Here is a 15,091-nt window from a genome sequence, read left to right as displayed (position 1 = left end):
GCTCCGGAAAAGGGCGATAAGCGGACCTGGCGACTCCTCCTCAAACGGTCGGCAAAGCGGAATCCGGTCAAATTCGGAAAGTTGCTCTCACCGGCTGTGAAATCCCTGTGAGTGATGTCACGCACGGCCGGGAGGCCGGCTTTTGGATTTCGGTCAGTTCCAGGTGCGGGAGCAGAGGACCAGGCGGTAGCCGTCGGGGTCGGTGACGGTGACGCCGTGCTCGTCCCAGTACGGGTTGTGCGCGCGGACGCGGGTGCCGCCGGAGGTGACCAGGCGGTCGACCAGGGTCTCGTCGACCGGGGCGCCGAGGTAGATCACGAACAGGTCGTCCACCGTGGGGGTGGGCTCCAGCGGGTGTTCGGGGTCGCGGGTCAGCTCGAAGTGCCAGGAGCCGCCCGTCGGTCCCACCATCAGCAGGTCGTGCTCGCCCGGGACGTGCTCGGTGCTGCGCCACTGCACGTCCAGGCCGAGGCCGTCCACGTAGAAGCGTTCGGCGGCGGCCAGGTCCCGCGAGGGCCTGGCCACGCGCACATGGGCCCTCGCGTCGATCACGCCGACGCCTCCAGAGCGGCACGCCACGCGGGGCTGTCCACGTAGTGGTTGTCGAACCGTTCGGCCGACTCCGCGATCTCGCTCGGGTCCGCCTCGCCCCGCATGACCCGGCCCAGCAGCCGCAGATAGTCGAAGCGGCCCATGCCCGGCGTGAACACGAACAGGACGTCCGCCTCGCTGCCCGGCGCGGCGGCGAACGCGTGCGGGGTGTGCGGCGGCACGGCCAGGAAGTCGCCCGCCCCCAGGACGGTCACCTCCTCACCCACCAGCACCTGGAGCGACCCGCTGATCACGAAGAACAGCTCCGTCGCCTTGGTGTGGAAGTGCGCGGGCGCGCCCACCGCCCCCTTCGCGAACGTCGAGCGATAGCTGGTGAACCCGTCGGCCGTACCGTCCGAGTCGGCGAACAGCGTCATCACGCTGCTCGGGTCCGCGCAGGTCTCGGCGTCGGCACAACGGGTCAGCACGGGCGGGAACGGCGCGGCGGCGGGCGAGGGTGTTTCCTGAGTGGTCATGGCTCGACTTTATGATCATGAGCGTCCTCCCCACCAGGCCATTTCCGCACCGGATCCTTGGGCCAATCCACCCTCAACGAAGCTGCCACGCCACCGAGTTCAGCAGCGGTGTGTGCACGAACCGGTCCGCCTCCGAGGGCGGGAACCGCCACGACAGCGGCCATGTGCGTCCGCTCAGCGCCGGTACGGGTACGTAACTCACCCGCCCCCCGCCCGAGTTGAACGGCCTCGCCACGCGGGGCCACGGCCGGTGCGAGGTGCTGCGCGGCGGCACCAGGAAGTACACCGGCCTACGCCCCAGCGCGTCCGCGACGATCGGCCCCGGGTCGCCCCCGGTCAGCTCCTCCATCAAATCCGCCACGCACCGCCCCGCGTCCCCGTCGATCCGTACCGCGTCGAATTGCACGCCCGCTTTTCCCAACCGGATGCCGGAAAGCGGAATCCAGTCCAGGTTTACCTCGCCGATTTGCGTATCCACGGGGACAGTCTCGGCCCGTCCGGCTAGCGTTTTCCATGGCCTCGAAGGGACCGTCGGGCAGCCGTTGACCAGCCCCAACGCCCTTGGAGCGGGGTCGAATTCGGCGGGGTTGAGTTGTGACCGGTTGAGATCGGTTGAGTCGGAGCGTGATTGAAATGGCACGAGCGGAAAACAAGGTGACGGCGGGGCCGACGGCTCAGATGGTGGCCAACCTCGCCCGCAAATTGCGGGTAAGGAAGGGGTGGACGCAGGAGCAATTGGGGAGCGAGATTGGCTTCTCCGCTGCGGCGGTCAGCGCTATGGAGACGCTGGCTCAGCCCGCCAGCGACGAGATGCTGGTCCAGCTGGAGCGGGTGCTGGGTGATGGCATGGGCATCTTCGAGGACGCGCGCGCGTCGGTGCGCCTGGAGAAGTATCCGGAGCAATTCAAGGACTTCGCGCCCGTGGAGCAGCAGTCGCTGGTGATCCAGATGTACGAGATCCTCGTCGTGAACGGGCTGTTCCAGACGGAGGATTACGCACGCGCCCTCATCGGCGGCGGCTTTCCGCCTCTTCCCGAGCAGAGGGTCGAGGAACTGGTCCAAGCACGCATGGAAAGGCAAGCCCTCTTCGACCGACAGCCCATCGCTTCGATCGAGCTGATCCTGGAGGAGGCGGTACTGCGGCGGGTCATCGGCAGCCGAGAGATCATGCGCGGACAGCTCCAACATCTCCTCGCCTGCTCACGCAGGCGCAACGTGACACTTGACGTGCTTCCCCTGGCATGCGGCGTGAACGGCGAGTACGCCGGAGACCGTGGAGGAATGACACTCGTGGAGACTCCGGAACACGACCACCTGGCCTTCCTGGAAGTCCAGGGCGAGGGCCTGTTGATCTCCGACCCTGCAAAGGTGAGTGCGTACGCCCGGCGCTATGCGAAGATCCGGGCACAGGCCCTGGGTCCACGGGAAACGATGGGCCTCTTCGAGGAGTTGGCAGGAGAGCAGAGATGAGCAGCACCCTCCGGTGGTTCAAGTCCAGCTACAGCGACAGCGGGGGCGGCCAATGCATCGAGGTCGCGGTCGCCTGGCGCAAGTCCTCGTACAGCAGCGACAGCGGCGGCGAATGCATAGAGGTCGCCCTCCCCTGGCGTAAGTCAACGTACAGCAGCGACAGCGGCGGCAACTGCGTAGAAGTGGCCCCCTGCTGCGAAGCCGTCCACGTGCGGGACTCCAAGGTGGCGGACGGGCCCTCGTTCGCGGTGGGCGCGCAGGCCTGGGACGCGTTCCTCAACTGGGGCGGCGCTGCGGCGCGTTGAGCTGTCCGGCCCGTGCAGGGGGCTGGTGTCCTAGAGTCGGCGCATGCGGCGAAGGACGGGACTGGCGATGGCTGGGGTTGCGGCCCTGGCCTGGGGCGAGTGGTTGAACTGGCGCTGGTCCCGCACGCTCGTGGGGAGGAGCAGGGGTGCCAGGGGCGCCTCCACGGCCGTGGTGGTGTTGGGGTATCGGAATCCCCAGGCGACGGCGAACCTGATCAACCGATGGCGAGTCCGTGCCGGAATCCGATCCATCGCTGCCGACGGTGTGCACGGGACCCGCGTGATCTTCAGCGGTGGTGCGACCGGCGGCGGTGCCACGGAGGCCCAACTGATGGCTGAGTACGCGGAGTTGGTGCTTGGGTTCGGCGGCACGGTGCTCCGCGAAGACCAAAGTGCGACGACGTGGGAGAACGTCGCGAACGTGATCCCCTTGCTTGAAGACGTGGAGCGCATCAAGATCGCCTCCCAGCCGGCCCATGCGCTCAAGGCTCGTGCGTACTTGTGGCGGCAGCGGCCCGATCTTGCAGCGAGGCTGGTGCGGGCGGGTGACTACCGCCCTGGGGAGTGGATTGCCGTCAAGCCGTTGCTGGCGGCGTACGGGCTGTGGACACTGCGTGGCCTCAGGGCGGAGGGGGCTTTGGGGGCGCGAGACGCGGGCACGGTCCGCAGCCGAAGCCCCTGGGGCTCCGCCCCAGACCCCGTTCGCGCCCTAAGGGCGCTCGTCCTCAAACGCCGGACAGGCTGAGGTGCCGGCCAGCACCGAGTGGCTAGGGGCGCGGGGAACTGCGCGACCAGCCACGCACGGCTCGCAGGCGAAGGCGGGTTTTTTGGGGGCGCGGGGAACTGCGCGGGACGCGGGCACGGTCCGCAGGATCAGGGGGGTTCAGGGGCGCGGGGAACTGCGCGGATTCGCACCCCCTCACGACGCCCCGCGAAAAAGTTCCCGCTCCGTCCACACCGCCCGCCCCCGACGCGGCAGCAACAGCGGCGTGATCAAAATGAGCAGGCCCGCGACGGCGAGGGCGGCGCGGGGCCCCGTGGCGTCGGCCAGCAGGCCGGCGAGGGCGGTGAGGACGGCGATGGACGTCTGCTGCCCGATCGACCAGGCCGTCAGGGTGCGGGCAACGAGATGCTCAGGGGTCTGTTCGAGCCGATACGTGGCCAGCACCGGGGTGTACAGGCTCATGTTGATGATGATCGCCAGCTCGACCACCATGACGGTGACGAGGCCCACGACGCCGGGCCCCACGAAGACCAGCCCGATCAGCCAGACGGCCCGCAGGGTGCCGACGGTGCGGAAGACCCAGGGCCGGCCGAAGCGGGCCACGACGCGGCGGGCCAGCCGGGAGCCGACGAGTCCGCCGAGGCAGGGGGCCGCGAAGGCGAGGCCGTACTGCCACGGCGGGAAGCCGAGTTGGCGGATCAACAGCACGGCCAGCAGGGGCTCCGTGGCCATGATCAGACCGGAGACGAGCAGGTTGTTGAGGTAGAGCGACCGCAGAACGGGATGGCCCAGGATGTGTCGCCAGCCATCGAGCAGCGCCCCCGCCCGGACAGGTCCCTTGCCGCCCACTGGGGCAGGGCCCTTACCCCCTACCGCCGACGCCCCGCCGCCGATCGCGGTGAGGCCCAGCGCGGAGAGCAGATAGCTGAGCGCGTCGGCCAGCACGGTGGCGACCGGTCCGAGCAGGCCGATCGCCGCGCCGCCCAGCGGTGGCCCCACCGCGATGGAGCTCCAGTTCGTGGACTCGAAGCGCGCGTTGGCCACGAGGAGGTCGTCCGGCGACACGATGGCCTTGAGGTAGGCGCCGCTCGCCGCGTTGAAAGCGATCTTGGCGGCGGCGACCACGGCCGAGACGACGAGCAGGTGGACGAAGCCCAGCCACCCGAGGGCGTAGGCGACCGGGATCGTCGCCATGGCCGCGAACCGGACCAGATCCATCATGATCATGACCGGGCGCTTGCGCCGGAACTCCACCCACGGCGCGAGCGGCACCGCGATCAGCGCGCCCACCGCGGGCCCCACCGCGGCCAGCGCCGACACCTCCGCGGGTCCGGCGTGCAGAGCCAGCACGGCCACCAGGGGCAACGCCCCGAATCCCAGGCCGGACCCGTACGCGCTGACCGCATACGACGCCCACAGCCAGCCGAACCTCCGGCCCAACGGCCTGTTGCCCACCATGCCCACCATGCCGAGCACGCTCCCCTCGATCCCCTCACGTTCCGACCGGACAAGCGGAAGGTGACCGGGGAGAGCTAAGCGGGCGGACAACCGCGGGTCAAACAACCAATTCGGCGCTTCCCCACAACCAGGGGTTGTTCCGTAGGGTGGGTCGGCATGGATCTCGAAGCAGTACGCACCTTCGTCGCCGTCGCGGAAACGGGCCGGTTCCAGAAGGCCGCCGCCGACCTGGCGATCACCCAGCAGGCCGTCTCCAAGCGCATCGCCGCCCTTGAGCGCAGCCTCGGCGTGCGGCTGTACACCCGTGCCCCTCGCGGCGCCGAGCTCACCATCGACGGCCAGGCGTTCCTGCCGCACGCACGCGAGCTGCTGCGCGTCGCCGACCGCGCGAGCGCGTCCGTGCGACCCGGCCGCCGGCCCCTGCGCGTCGACGTGCTCGCCTCGCGCAGCGCCCAGTCGAACCTGATGCGCGGCTTCCACCGCGCGCACCCCGAGATCGACCTCGACGTGCTGATGCTGTTCGACATCGAGAGCGCCGTCGCCGCCATCCGCTCCGGCACGATCGACGCGTCGTTCCGCGCCGTCGCCGCGCCCGGCCGGCCCCTCCCCGAGGACATCGCCTCCGTACGGGTGCTGGACGAACCGCTCCAGCTCCTCACCGGGCCCGCCCACGCACTGGCGGGCGCCCGGTCGGTGACCGTCGCGCAGCTCACCGGGCACCGGATCTGGATGCCCGGCATCGCCCCCGGAACCGAGTGGGGCGCCTACTACGACGACCTCGTCGCCGAATTCGGGCTCACCATCGAGGCGACGGGCCCCAACTTCGGCTCCGACGCGCTCCTCGACACCATCGCCGACACCCCGGCCCTCGCCACCTTCATGGGCGAACACACCCGCCTGATCTGGCCCGCCGGCCACGGTCTGCGCCGCATCCCGGTGACCGACCCGACGCCCGTCTACCCGCACTCGCTCCTCTGGCGCCGCGACAACCCCCACCCGGCCCTCGCCACCCTCCGCGCCCATCTCGCCGCGGCGACGGGCGGCCACGACGCCGCCGGTACGTGGGCGCCGGGCTGGGCGACGTCCCGCTGAACGCCCCGACGGGTCCCCGCCACGCGAGGGGCCCCCGGCGACCAAGTGGTGACGCTGTTGGTTAATTCGGGGGTTGGTCCTACTTCGCCCCGCCGAGCATGAGCTCGGCGGGGCGAAGTGCTGCGAAGTAGCTGGTGCGGGTGCGGGCCCGGGGTGTGTCGGTGAGGTGGGCGTCGATGCGGGCGAGGTTGATCGCGGCGCCGGTGAGCTGGTGCTGGAGGCTGGTTTTCGCGAGGCCGCGGTAGCGGGATCTGCGCAGGCCGCAGCGCTGGACGGCCTGGGAGATGGTGCCCTCGACTCCGGCGCGGGTCTTGTAGCGGTCCTTCCAGGTGTCGGTGTCCTGCTCGGCGCGGGCCTGGCGGAGCGCTTGGTGTTCTTCGCGGGGCCGCAGGGTCAGGCGGCGGCCGGCGCTGGAGGTGGTGCACTGCTCACGGACCGGGCAGGGACGGCACTGGCCGCCGTTGAAACGGACCCGGATCACGGGGGTGCCTTCGGGCGAGCGGTCGGGATTCCAGCGGGTGGTGGTCTCCCCGCCGGGGCAGGTGACCTGCTCGTGGTCCCAGTCGATGGTGAAGTCGTCGCCGGTGAAGCCGCTGTTCGCGGTGGTCTGGTGGCTGACGACGCCAGCGACCGGCCCGGTGAGCGTGATGCCGTACTCGCGGCGGGCCTGCACGAGCAGATGTGCGTCGACGTATCCGGCGTCGACCAGATGCTCGCCGGGCAGGCGCCCGTCCTGGGCGAACTGGGCGTGCACGATATCGGTCATCGAGATGTCGGGAACCGTCGCCACGGTGGTGGCCACGTTCGTGATCAGGTTCGGGATGTCCGGCTCGCAGGTCTCGGTGAGGTGGACCTTGTATCCGTCCCACATGGTGTCGCGTTTGACGCTGCCGCGTGCTTCGGTGTCATAGGGCGTGACCAGGCGTGTCGCGCCCGGCGGCCGGTCTTTTGGGTCCCGCCGCCTCACCTCGCCCTCCACCTGCTGGAAGTGCTGGACCCAGACCTGGCGCAGGGTTTCCACCTGCTCCAGCGCGCGCGGCTCTCCGGGTGCCCCGGGTGAGAAGACGGCTTCGAGCAGTCGTGTCCCGTCCCGCCCGATTCGCAGGCCCAGCTCGTCTCGTTTGGCGCGGGACTTGGGGAAACGGGAGTCCTCGGCCCTGGTGGCGTAGTGCTTGAACCAGTCCGGTTCCGCCACGGTCAGCAGCCAGTCGGGGGCGGCCTGGGCAATCTCGTTGAGCGCCGCCCGCAGGGTCTCGGCGACCTGCTCCAGCCAGCACAGCTGACGGGCCGCGGACTGCACATGGGTGGAGTCGGTCCGTGCCCGGCCGGCGGTCTTCAGCAGCCCGCTTTCCCCGGCCGCGGCCAGGATGCTATCCAGTACCCGCCGCCCGGCCTCCGCTTTCACCAGGCGGTCCCGGAACTCCGACAGTACCGAGAAGTCGAACCCAGGATCGCTCAGTTCCAGCGCGAGCGCGTACTTGAAGTCGATCCGCGCCCTCACCGCCTCCGCTGCCTGCCGGTCGGTGAGTCCCTCCACGAACTGCAACACCAGCACGAGCGCCAACCGGCCTGGTGACCAGGCGGGCTTCCCCCGCGCAGGGAACAGATCCGCGAACTCCTCGTCACGAAACAGCGGCCCCAGCTCGTCCCGGACCCGGATCGCCAAACTCCCCTTCGGGAACGCGGCCCACGCCACCCGCACCGTTTCCGCCGGAATCTCCCCCGACTCCATCGGCTGCATCGACATCGACATCCACCCCACACAACAACGTCGGCCTTCAAGACCACAACCGGGTCTTGAAGGCCGACGTCACGCGAACCCCCGAATTAACCAACAGCGTCACCAAGTGGTCACCGGGGGCCCTCAGGCACACACACCTACCTCGGGAACGCCTAGAGGAAGGAGTTGATCTCGATCGTCTCGGTGCGGCCGGGGCCGACGCCGATCGCGGAGATCGGCGCGCCCGACATCTCCTCAAGGGCCTTCACATACGCCTTCGCGTTCTTCGGCAGCTCGTCGAAGGTCTTGGCCTTGGTGATGTCCTCGGACCATCCCGGCAGCTTCTCGTAGATCGGCTTCGCGTGGTGGAAGTCGGTCTGGGAGTACGGGAGTTCCTCGACGCGCTTGCCGTCGATCTCGTACGCGACACACACCGGGATCTCCTCCCAGCCGGTCAGCACGTCCAGCTTGGTGAGGAAGAAGTCGGTGAGACCGTTGACGCGCGTCGCGTACCGGGCGATCGGCGCGTCGAACCAGCCGCAGCGACGGTCACGGCCGGTGGTGACACCGCGCTCGCCACCGATGCGGCGCAGCGCCTCGCCGTCCTCGTCGAAGAGCTCGGTCGGGAACGGGCCGGCGCCGACCCGGGTCGTGTACGCCTTGAGGATGCCGATGACGCGGCTGATCTTCGTCGGGCCGACTCCGGCACCCGTGCAGGCGCCGCCCGCCGTCGGGTTCGAGGACGTGACGAAGGGGTACGTGCCGTGGTCGACGTCGAGCAGGGTGCCCTGGCCGCCCTCGAAGAGCACGACCTTGTCGTCGTCGAGCGCTTGGTTCAGGATCAGCGTGGTGTCGGCGACGAACGGCCGGAGCTTCTCCGCGTACTGGAGCATCTCCTCGACGATCTTGCCGACCTCGATCGCGCGGCGGTTGTAGACCTTGGCGAGCAGCTGGTTCTTGCCCTCAAGGGCCGCCTCGACCTTCTGCTCCAGGATCGACTCGTCGTAGAGGTCCTGGACGCGGATGCCGACGCGGTTGATCTTGTCGGCGTAGGTCGGGCCGATGCCGCGACCGGTGGTGCCGATCTTCCGCTTGCCGAGGAAGCGCTCGGAGACCTTGTCGAGCGTGACGTTGTACGGCGTGATCAGGTGAGCATTGCCGCTGATCAGGAGCTTGGACGTGTCCACGCCGCGCTCGTTCAGCCCGCTCAGCTCGGAGAGCAGGACCGCCGGGTCGACGACGACTCCGTTACCGATCACCGGGGTGCACCCCGGCGAGAGGATCCCGGAAGGGAGAAGATGCAGCGCGTACTTCTGGTCGCCTACGACAACCGTGTGGCCGGCATTGTTGCCGCCCTGGTAGCGCACCACATAGTCAACGGATCCACCGAGGAGGTCGGTGGCCTTTCCCTTGCCCTCGTCACCCCACTGAGCACCGAGCAGCACAAGTGCGGGCACAGGCGTACACCCCTTCCGGGCGGGGCATGTCCAAGGTCAGGGGCGTACGCGCTCCATAGGTGGATGCGTACGCCATGGGCCTGAACCGTAGAACCGCTGCCCCGGAATAGACGAAGCCCCTGGCGCAATAGCGCAAGGGGCTCTTGCACAAAGATGCTACCCGAGGAAGGACCGAGGTGTCGGCTGCGCACCAGCTCGTCGTGCTCATCGACCCGGTCGCCCGCCGGATTGACGGCGAGTCCGTACGGATCGCGAAAGATGTGTTGTGTGCGGGAGCACAGGCGAAAATCTGCTGGCCACAAGACCCGCAGGACTTTGCCGGGGCACTGGCCCGCCGGGGCGGCCGGCGCACCGTGGTGGTCGGCGACGACCACACCCTGCTACGCACGGTGACGCTGCTCCACAAGAAGCGTGAGCTCGACCGGGGGGCGCTGGCCATGGTCCCGGTGGGCCCGGCCGACTCCCTGGAGCTGGCCCGGGCGCTCGGCGTGCCGATGGGCGCGGTGGCGGCCGCGCGGGTCGCCCTGGACGGTGTGGCGCAGCCACTCGACCTCCTGGTCGACGACTGCGACCAGGTGGTCCTCGGCGCGCTGCGCATTCCCGCCCTGAGCCCGGTCCGGGTGCCGTCCGCGCCACCCACGGTGTGGGGCGCGGCCCGCTCCCTCGTCCGCACCCTGGTGCGGGCCCCGGCCCCGGTCGCGGCGGCCATGGCGCACCGGCTGCGGGTGGAGGCGGACGGGGTGCTCCTGAGCGACCTCGACCTGCCGGTGGCCGGGGTGTCGGTGGCGTCGGGCGACGGGCTCGCGCAGGTGGTGGTGTACGGGCGGACGGGTGAGCGGGTGCGGGCGGCGGCCCGGGCGGTGACGGTTTCCGGGCCGGTGGGGGGGTTTCGGTATCGGGCGGATGCGGTGGTGGGGGGGCCGGTTCGTACGCGGACGTGGGTGGCGGCCGCCGAGGCGTGGCAACTGGTCCTCCCCACCCCTGGGGCTCCGCCCCGGACCCCGTATCGCGCCTGAAGGCCGCTCGTCCTCAATCTCCCCAAGGCCTTAAGGGCCAGGGGGGACCCCCATGACGGGCTGAGGTGGCCTGTGCGGGCCCGTACCGAGCATTTAAGGGGCGCGGGGAACTGCGCGACCAGCCACGCACGGTCCGCGGACGAAGACGGGTTTTTGGGGGCGCGGGGAACTGCGCGGGTCGGGGTCCTGGGGGTCAGCATTGCACGCGGAGTTCCTTGAGGCCTCGGATCACGAACCCCGGTCCCCACTCCGGCTCGGCCGCCAACCGCATCCGGGGCGCCTTCTTCAGCAACTCGCTGAACGACGCGTGCAGTTCGAGCCGGGCCAGCGGCGCGCCCAGGCAGTAGTGGATGCCCGCACCGAAGGAGACGTGCGGGTTGTCGGCACGGGTGAGATCCAGCGTGTCGGGGTCGGCGAACCGCGCCGGGTCGCGGTTGGCCGAGCCGAACAACAGGGCCACCTCGCTCCCTCGCCTCAGCATCTGCCCGGCGAACTCGATGTCTTCGAGCACCCAGCGTTCGAAGAGCTGGAGCGGCGTGTCGTACCGCATCAACTCCTCGATCGCGGTGGGCAACAGCGCGTCGGGCGCGGCCCTGAGCGCGGCGAGCTGCTCGGGGTTGCGCAGCAGCGCCCACCACCCGTTGGCGGTGGTGTTGACGGTGGCCTCGTGGCCGGCGTTGAGGAGCAGGACACAGGTGGAGACCATCTCCTGCTCGGTGAGCCGGCTCCCCCCTTCGCTCTCGTCGTCGTACGCCGCGATGAGCGCGGAGATCAGGTCCCCGCCCGGGTTCTTGCGCCGCGCCCCGATCAACTCCCGCAAGTACGCGCTGAATTCGCGCGAGGCGAGGACCGCGCGGGCGGCGGTGTCCTCGTCGGGGTTGAGCTCGTACATGCCGCAGATCGCAGCCGACCAGGGGCGCAGGAGGGGGCGGTCCACGTCGGGGATGCCGAGCATCTCGGCGATGACCGCGACGGGGAGCGGCTCGGCGACCTCGGCGACGAGATCGCCACCGCCGGCCGCGCGGAAGTCGTCCACGAGGCGCCCGGCGAGCCGCCGCACGGTCGGAGCGAGCCGCTCCACGGTCCGCGGGGTGAACGCCTGCGAGACGAGGCGGCGGATGCGGGTGTGGTCCGGGGGTTCCAGGTCGAGCATGCCGTGGTCGTTGAGGGTGTGGAAGGGCTCGTGCGCGGCGGGGGGTGAGGTGCGGCCGAACTCCTCGTGGGTGAACCGGTGTCGATAACTCCGGCCCAGGCGGCGGTCCTTCAGGAGGGTGCGGATGTCGGCGTGGTGGGGGATCAGCCATTGGTTGGTGGGGGCGTAGTGGTGGGCTCGGGCGGTTGCTCTCAGTTCCGCGTACGCGGGGTAGGGGTTGGCGACGAAGTCGGGGTTGCCCGGGGCGAAGGGGTTGCGGGTCGTCATGGCTTGACCTTTGCGCAGTTCCCCGCGCCCCTAACCCCCCTCCGGCCTGCGAGCCGCGCGCGGCTGCTCGCGCAGTTCCCCGCGCCCCTAACCCCCTTCGGCCTGCGGGCCGTGCTCGATTGCCGCGCAGTTCCCCGCGCCCCCAAAACCCTCGGTCATGTGCGGACCGTGCTCGCTTCTCGCGCAGTTCCCCGCGCCCCCAAAACCCCCTTTCGACTGCGGGCCGTGCGTGGCTGGTCGCGCAGTTCCCCGCGCCCCTTAAATGCTCGGTACGGGCCCGCACGGGCCACCTCAGCCTGTCATGGGGGTCCCCCCTGGCCCTTAAGGCCTTGGGGGAGATTGAGGACGAGCGCCGTTCAGGCGCGATACGGGGGTGCAGGGGGCGGAGCCCCCGCAGGGGTCTGGGGCGGAGCCCCAGGGGCCGAACCCTTCAACCCCCGTCACGGGCGGGTGGGTGGGTGGGCAAGGGGGCTGGGGCGGAGCTCAGGGGGTGGGGGCTAGGACGGGGTTACTAGGCGGGTTTCGTAGGCGTATACCGCCGCCTGCGTACGGTCCCGCAACCCCAGCTTCACCAACACCCGGCTCACATGCGTCTTGATCGTCGACTCCGCCACCACCAGCCGATCCGCGATCTCCTGGTTCGAGAGGCCCTGGGCGATCAGGACGAGGACCTCCGTCTCGCGGTCGGTCAGCTCCTCGACCTGGCCGGTGGGCGAGGACCCGCCGCGAGCCACCGGCACGACCCGGGCGAACTCGTTGATCAGACGCCGGGTCACCGAGGGGGCGAGCAGTGCCTCCCCGGACGCCACCACCCGTACCCCGTCCGCGAGTTGACGCGCCGAGGCGTCCTTGAGGAGGAAGCCGGACGCGCCCGCCCGCAGCGCCTGGTAGACGTACTCGTCGAGGTCGAAGGTGGTCAGGACGAGCACCTTCGAGGAGTCGTCCGACGCCACGATCTCCCGCGTCGCCTCGATGCCGTTCATGCCGGGCATCCGGATGTCCATGAGGACCACGTCGGGCCGCAGCGCCCGCACCTGGGCGACCGCCTCGCGTCCGTCGACCGCCTCGCCGACGACCTCGATGTCCGGTTGCGCGCCGAGCAGTACGGAGAAGCCCTCGCGCACCATCATCTGGTCGTCGACGATCAAAACCCTGATGGTCATGCCCGCTCGTCCGTTCCCTTGGCCAGGTCCACCGTGGACTCCGGCTCGGCGGGGGCGACGGGGATGAAGACCGTCACCTCGTAGCCGCCCTCCGCCGTCCGCTCCGCGGTCATCGCGCCGCCGAGCATCGCCACCCGCTCCGCCATGCCCGTGATCCCGTGCCCGGACCCCTGCGAGGGCCCCGCCTCGGTGGTCGGGCGGCCGTTGATCACACGCAGGCCGAGCCCGCCCAGTACGTACCCGATCTCCACCCGCGCCGCCGCCCCGGGCGCGTGCCGCAGGGTGTTGCTGAGGGCCTCCTGAATGATCCGGTACGCGGAGAGTTCGACGCCCTGCGGGAGTTCCCGTACCGCACCGGTGACGACCTTCTCCACGTCCAGCCCGGCCTCGCGGACGTTCGCGAGGAGGCCGTCGAGGTCGGCGAGGGTGGGCTGGGGGGCGTCCGGAGCCTCGTAGTCCTCGGCGCGTACGACACCGAGGACCCGGCGCAGTTCGGTGAGGGCGGACACCGCGTTCTCGCGGATCGTCGCGAAGGCCTGGGCGAGCTCGGGCGGCGGGTTCTCCACGCGGTAGGGCGCGGCCTCGGCCTGGATGGCGACGACCGACATGTGGTGCGCCACCACATCGTGCAGCTCGCGGGCGATGTTGGTGCGCTCCTCCAGGACCGTCCGCCGGTCACGTTCGACCGCGGTCACCGACTTCTCCGCGCTGACCTGGCGTTCGGCGTCCTTGCGGATGTGGACGACCGAGATGACCAGCAGGACCATCCCGTAGAAGATCGCCATCTGCACACCGGTACCGAACGCGTCCGAGCGGCCGCGGACCACGCCTACCATCACGCCCAGGGCGAAGGTGACGCCCCACATCCCGAGCGCGACCCGGGGCCGGGTGCGCAGCGCCACCACGACCAGGACGGTCAGGTGCATGAAGACCGAGCCGGGCGTCCAGGGCGTCATGCTGCCGTGGTAGCCCATCAGGCCGGTGATCACGATCGCCGCGCAGGACAGCCAGAACGCGCCGATGGGGCGCACCAGCGTCACGATCACCGGCACCGCGACGAACAGCCCGCTCAGCATGAAGGCCAGGCCTCCGCCGATTCCGCTCAGGCTGCCGGTGTAGCCGAACAGCATCGCGAGGAAGGCGAAGAAGCAGACCACCGCGTGGGGGGTCCAGGCCGCGGCCTCGCGTATCCGGCCCGGGAGCCGGCGGGTGATCACTCCGTCCGTCCGCATCGGCGGGAGCGGCCGGTAGGCGAAGGCGTCATGGAGCAGGTCCTTGCACAGCCCTCCGTACGCATCCATCGCCAGCCGGAACTCGGGGGTGCGTTCGGCGGCGCCGCCGCCCGCCACTGTGCTGCTGCCGCTCCCCTGCCGGGGGCTGGTCGTCGTCTCGTTCACGTCCACCACGGTAGGCGGCGGGATGGGCCGGGGCGTCCGGCGCGATGCGGATTCCGGGGGGTCCACCTCAGGGACTACGCGGCGTGGCCCCGGCCCCGCGCCCGCCGGTTCAGGCGGTCGGGCTCGGGGTGCCCATCGCCTCGGGTGCGACCGGGGCGTCCGGCGATCCCGTCACCTTCGCGACGAACGCCGCCACGTTCAGGACCGTTCGCTCGATCTTCTCCTCCACCGTGAGCGTCTCGTGCAGTCGCGCTCCGATGCCCGCGTCCTTCTTGCCGCGTACGTAGAGCGAGCAGTCGAGGTCGGCGCAGATGTAGGCGCCGACCGAGTTTCCCTGCTTGCCGGCCTTGCCCGCCTTCGGCGCCACCATGAGCGAGACGCCGCCGGAGTGGGTGGTCAGGCACATCGAGCACATGCTGCGCCGCTGCCGACCCCAGAGCGCGCTGGAGCAGCGCAGCGCGAGGCCGTGCGGGCGGCCGTCCAGCTCGACGACGAGGTAGCCGCGGTCGGGGGCCTGCGGGTCGCGCCAGCCGAGGTAGTCCAGATCGTCCCAGGGACGTTCGGCCAGGTCGCGCGGCACGGACAGGCGCTTGGCCTCGCCCTTGGTGCAGTTCACGAAGGAGGCGCGGATGTCTTGTTCGGTCAGCGGCTTCATATGGCCCACGGTAATTTGCCTAAAGGTATTAGGCAAACACATACTTACTTCAGGCTGCCCGGCCCGGCGGTGGGGCACGCCCGCCCGACCGAGACAGTGGGCCAGAGATAGTGGGACGGGACAGATAGAGACAGTGGGACGGAAGGG

Annotated in this window: 14 protein-coding genes and 1 pseudogene; 5 read left to right on the top strand and 10 right to left on the bottom strand. The window is 70.1% G+C overall.

Going from position 1 to position 15,091, the window contains the following annotated elements; translation table 11 throughout:
* Positions 1-153: 153 nt before the first annotated feature.
* The 3 genes from DWB77_RS20610 to DWB77_RS20600 all read right to left on the bottom strand — a co-directional run bounded on the left by DWB77_RS20610 (position 154) and on the right by DWB77_RS20600 (position 1,545).
* The gene (locus DWB77_RS20610; protein ID WP_120722649.1) at positions 154-552 is read right to left on the bottom strand and encodes a VOC family protein; all 399 of its coding nucleotides are present in this window, start codon (positions 550-552) and stop codon (positions 154-156) included.
* Positions 549-1,067, bottom strand: coding sequence for a cupin domain-containing protein (locus tag DWB77_RS20605; protein ID WP_120722648.1), 519 nt, complete (start codon positions 1,065-1,067; stop codon positions 549-551). The genes DWB77_RS20610 and DWB77_RS20605 overlap by 4 nt, the downstream gene beginning before the upstream one ends.
* 73 nt (positions 1,068-1,140) lie before the next feature.
* A complete protein-coding gene (locus DWB77_RS20600) occupies positions 1,141-1,545 on the bottom strand; it encodes a hypothetical protein (protein WP_120722647.1) in 405 nt (134 codons plus the stop codon).
* Positions 1,546-1,700: 155 nt separating this feature from the next.
* Between DWB77_RS20600 and DWB77_RS20595 the strand changes: the two genes are divergently transcribed.
* From DWB77_RS20595 to DWB77_RS20585, 3 genes and pseudogenes are all read left to right on the top strand, one after another.
* Entirely contained in the window at positions 1,701-2,537 is an 837-nt protein-coding gene (locus DWB77_RS20595; protein ID WP_120728034.1) for a helix-turn-helix domain-containing protein, read from the top strand.
* Entirely contained in the window at positions 2,534-2,842 is a 309-nt protein-coding gene (locus tag DWB77_RS20590; RefSeq protein WP_120722646.1) for a DUF397 domain-containing protein, read from the top strand. Before DWB77_RS20595 ends, DWB77_RS20590 begins: the two co-directional genes overlap by 4 nt.
* A gap of 43 nt (positions 2,843-2,885) precedes the next feature.
* Positions 2,886-3,473 (top strand): annotated as a pseudogene (locus DWB77_RS20585) (ElyC/SanA/YdcF family protein); the annotation flags it as partial.
* A gap of 288 nt (positions 3,474-3,761) precedes the next feature.
* Here the strand turns inward: DWB77_RS20585 and DWB77_RS20580 are convergent.
* On the bottom strand, positions 3,762-5,024 hold the full coding sequence (locus tag DWB77_RS20580; protein WP_120728032.1) for an MFS transporter: 1,263 nt from the start codon (positions 5,022-5,024) through the stop codon (positions 3,762-3,764).
* Between the two features lie 156 nt (positions 5,025-5,180).
* Here DWB77_RS20580 and DWB77_RS20575 point away from each other — a divergent pair, with 156 nt between their 5' ends.
* Positions 5,181-6,116: a LysR family transcriptional regulator gene (locus DWB77_RS20575; RefSeq protein ID WP_120722644.1), complete on the top strand. Its 936-nt coding sequence runs from the start codon at positions 5,181-5,183 to the stop codon at positions 6,114-6,116.
* A gap of 79 nt (positions 6,117-6,195) precedes the next feature.
* Here the strand turns inward: DWB77_RS20575 and DWB77_RS20570 are convergent, their stop codons facing one another.
* On the bottom strand, positions 6,196-7,863 hold the full coding sequence (locus DWB77_RS20570; protein WP_120728030.1) for an IS1182 family transposase: 1,668 nt from the start codon (positions 7,861-7,863) through the stop codon (positions 6,196-6,198).
* A 146-nt stretch (positions 7,864-8,009) separates the two neighbouring features.
* Entirely contained in the window at positions 8,010-9,293 is a 1,284-nt protein-coding gene (locus tag DWB77_RS20565) for an adenylosuccinate synthase (protein ID WP_120722643.1), read from the bottom strand.
* A gap of 176 nt (positions 9,294-9,469) precedes the next feature.
* Here DWB77_RS20565 and DWB77_RS20560 point away from each other — a divergent pair, with 176 nt between their 5' ends.
* Positions 9,470-10,309, top strand: a complete 840-nt coding sequence (locus DWB77_RS20560) for a diacylglycerol kinase (protein ID WP_120722642.1) — start codon at positions 9,470-9,472, stop codon at positions 10,307-10,309.
* Positions 10,310-10,502: 193 nt separating this feature from the next.
* Here the strand turns inward: DWB77_RS20560 and DWB77_RS20555 are convergent, their stop codons facing one another.
* The 4 genes from DWB77_RS20555 to DWB77_RS20540 form a co-directional block, all read right to left on the bottom strand.
* Entirely contained in the window at positions 10,503-11,729 is a 1,227-nt protein-coding gene (locus DWB77_RS20555; RefSeq protein WP_120722641.1) for a cytochrome P450, read from the bottom strand.
* Between the two features lie 497 nt (positions 11,730-12,226).
* A complete protein-coding gene (locus DWB77_RS20550) occupies positions 12,227-12,892 on the bottom strand; it encodes a response regulator (RefSeq protein WP_120722640.1) in 666 nt (221 codons plus the stop codon).
* Positions 12,889-14,298 (bottom strand): sensor histidine kinase, encoded by a 1,410-nt coding sequence (locus DWB77_RS20545; RefSeq protein ID WP_428985133.1) that lies wholly within the window; start codon positions 14,296-14,298, stop codon positions 12,889-12,891. The genes DWB77_RS20550 and DWB77_RS20545 overlap by 4 nt, the downstream gene beginning before the upstream one ends.
* A gap of 100 nt (positions 14,299-14,398) precedes the next feature.
* On the bottom strand, positions 14,399-14,944 hold the full coding sequence (locus DWB77_RS20540) for an FBP domain-containing protein (RefSeq protein ID WP_120722639.1): 546 nt from the start codon (positions 14,942-14,944) through the stop codon (positions 14,399-14,401).
* Between the last annotated feature and the right edge of the window lie 147 nt (positions 14,945-15,091).

Source organism: Streptomyces hundungensis (assembly GCF_003627815.1).
GTDB classification, from domain to species: Bacteria; Actinomycetota; Actinomycetes; order Streptomycetales; family Streptomycetaceae; genus Streptomyces; species Streptomyces hundungensis_A.
The sequence above is the reverse complement of the archived record's forward strand: the minus strand, read 5'-3'. Positions and strand labels throughout refer to the sequence as shown.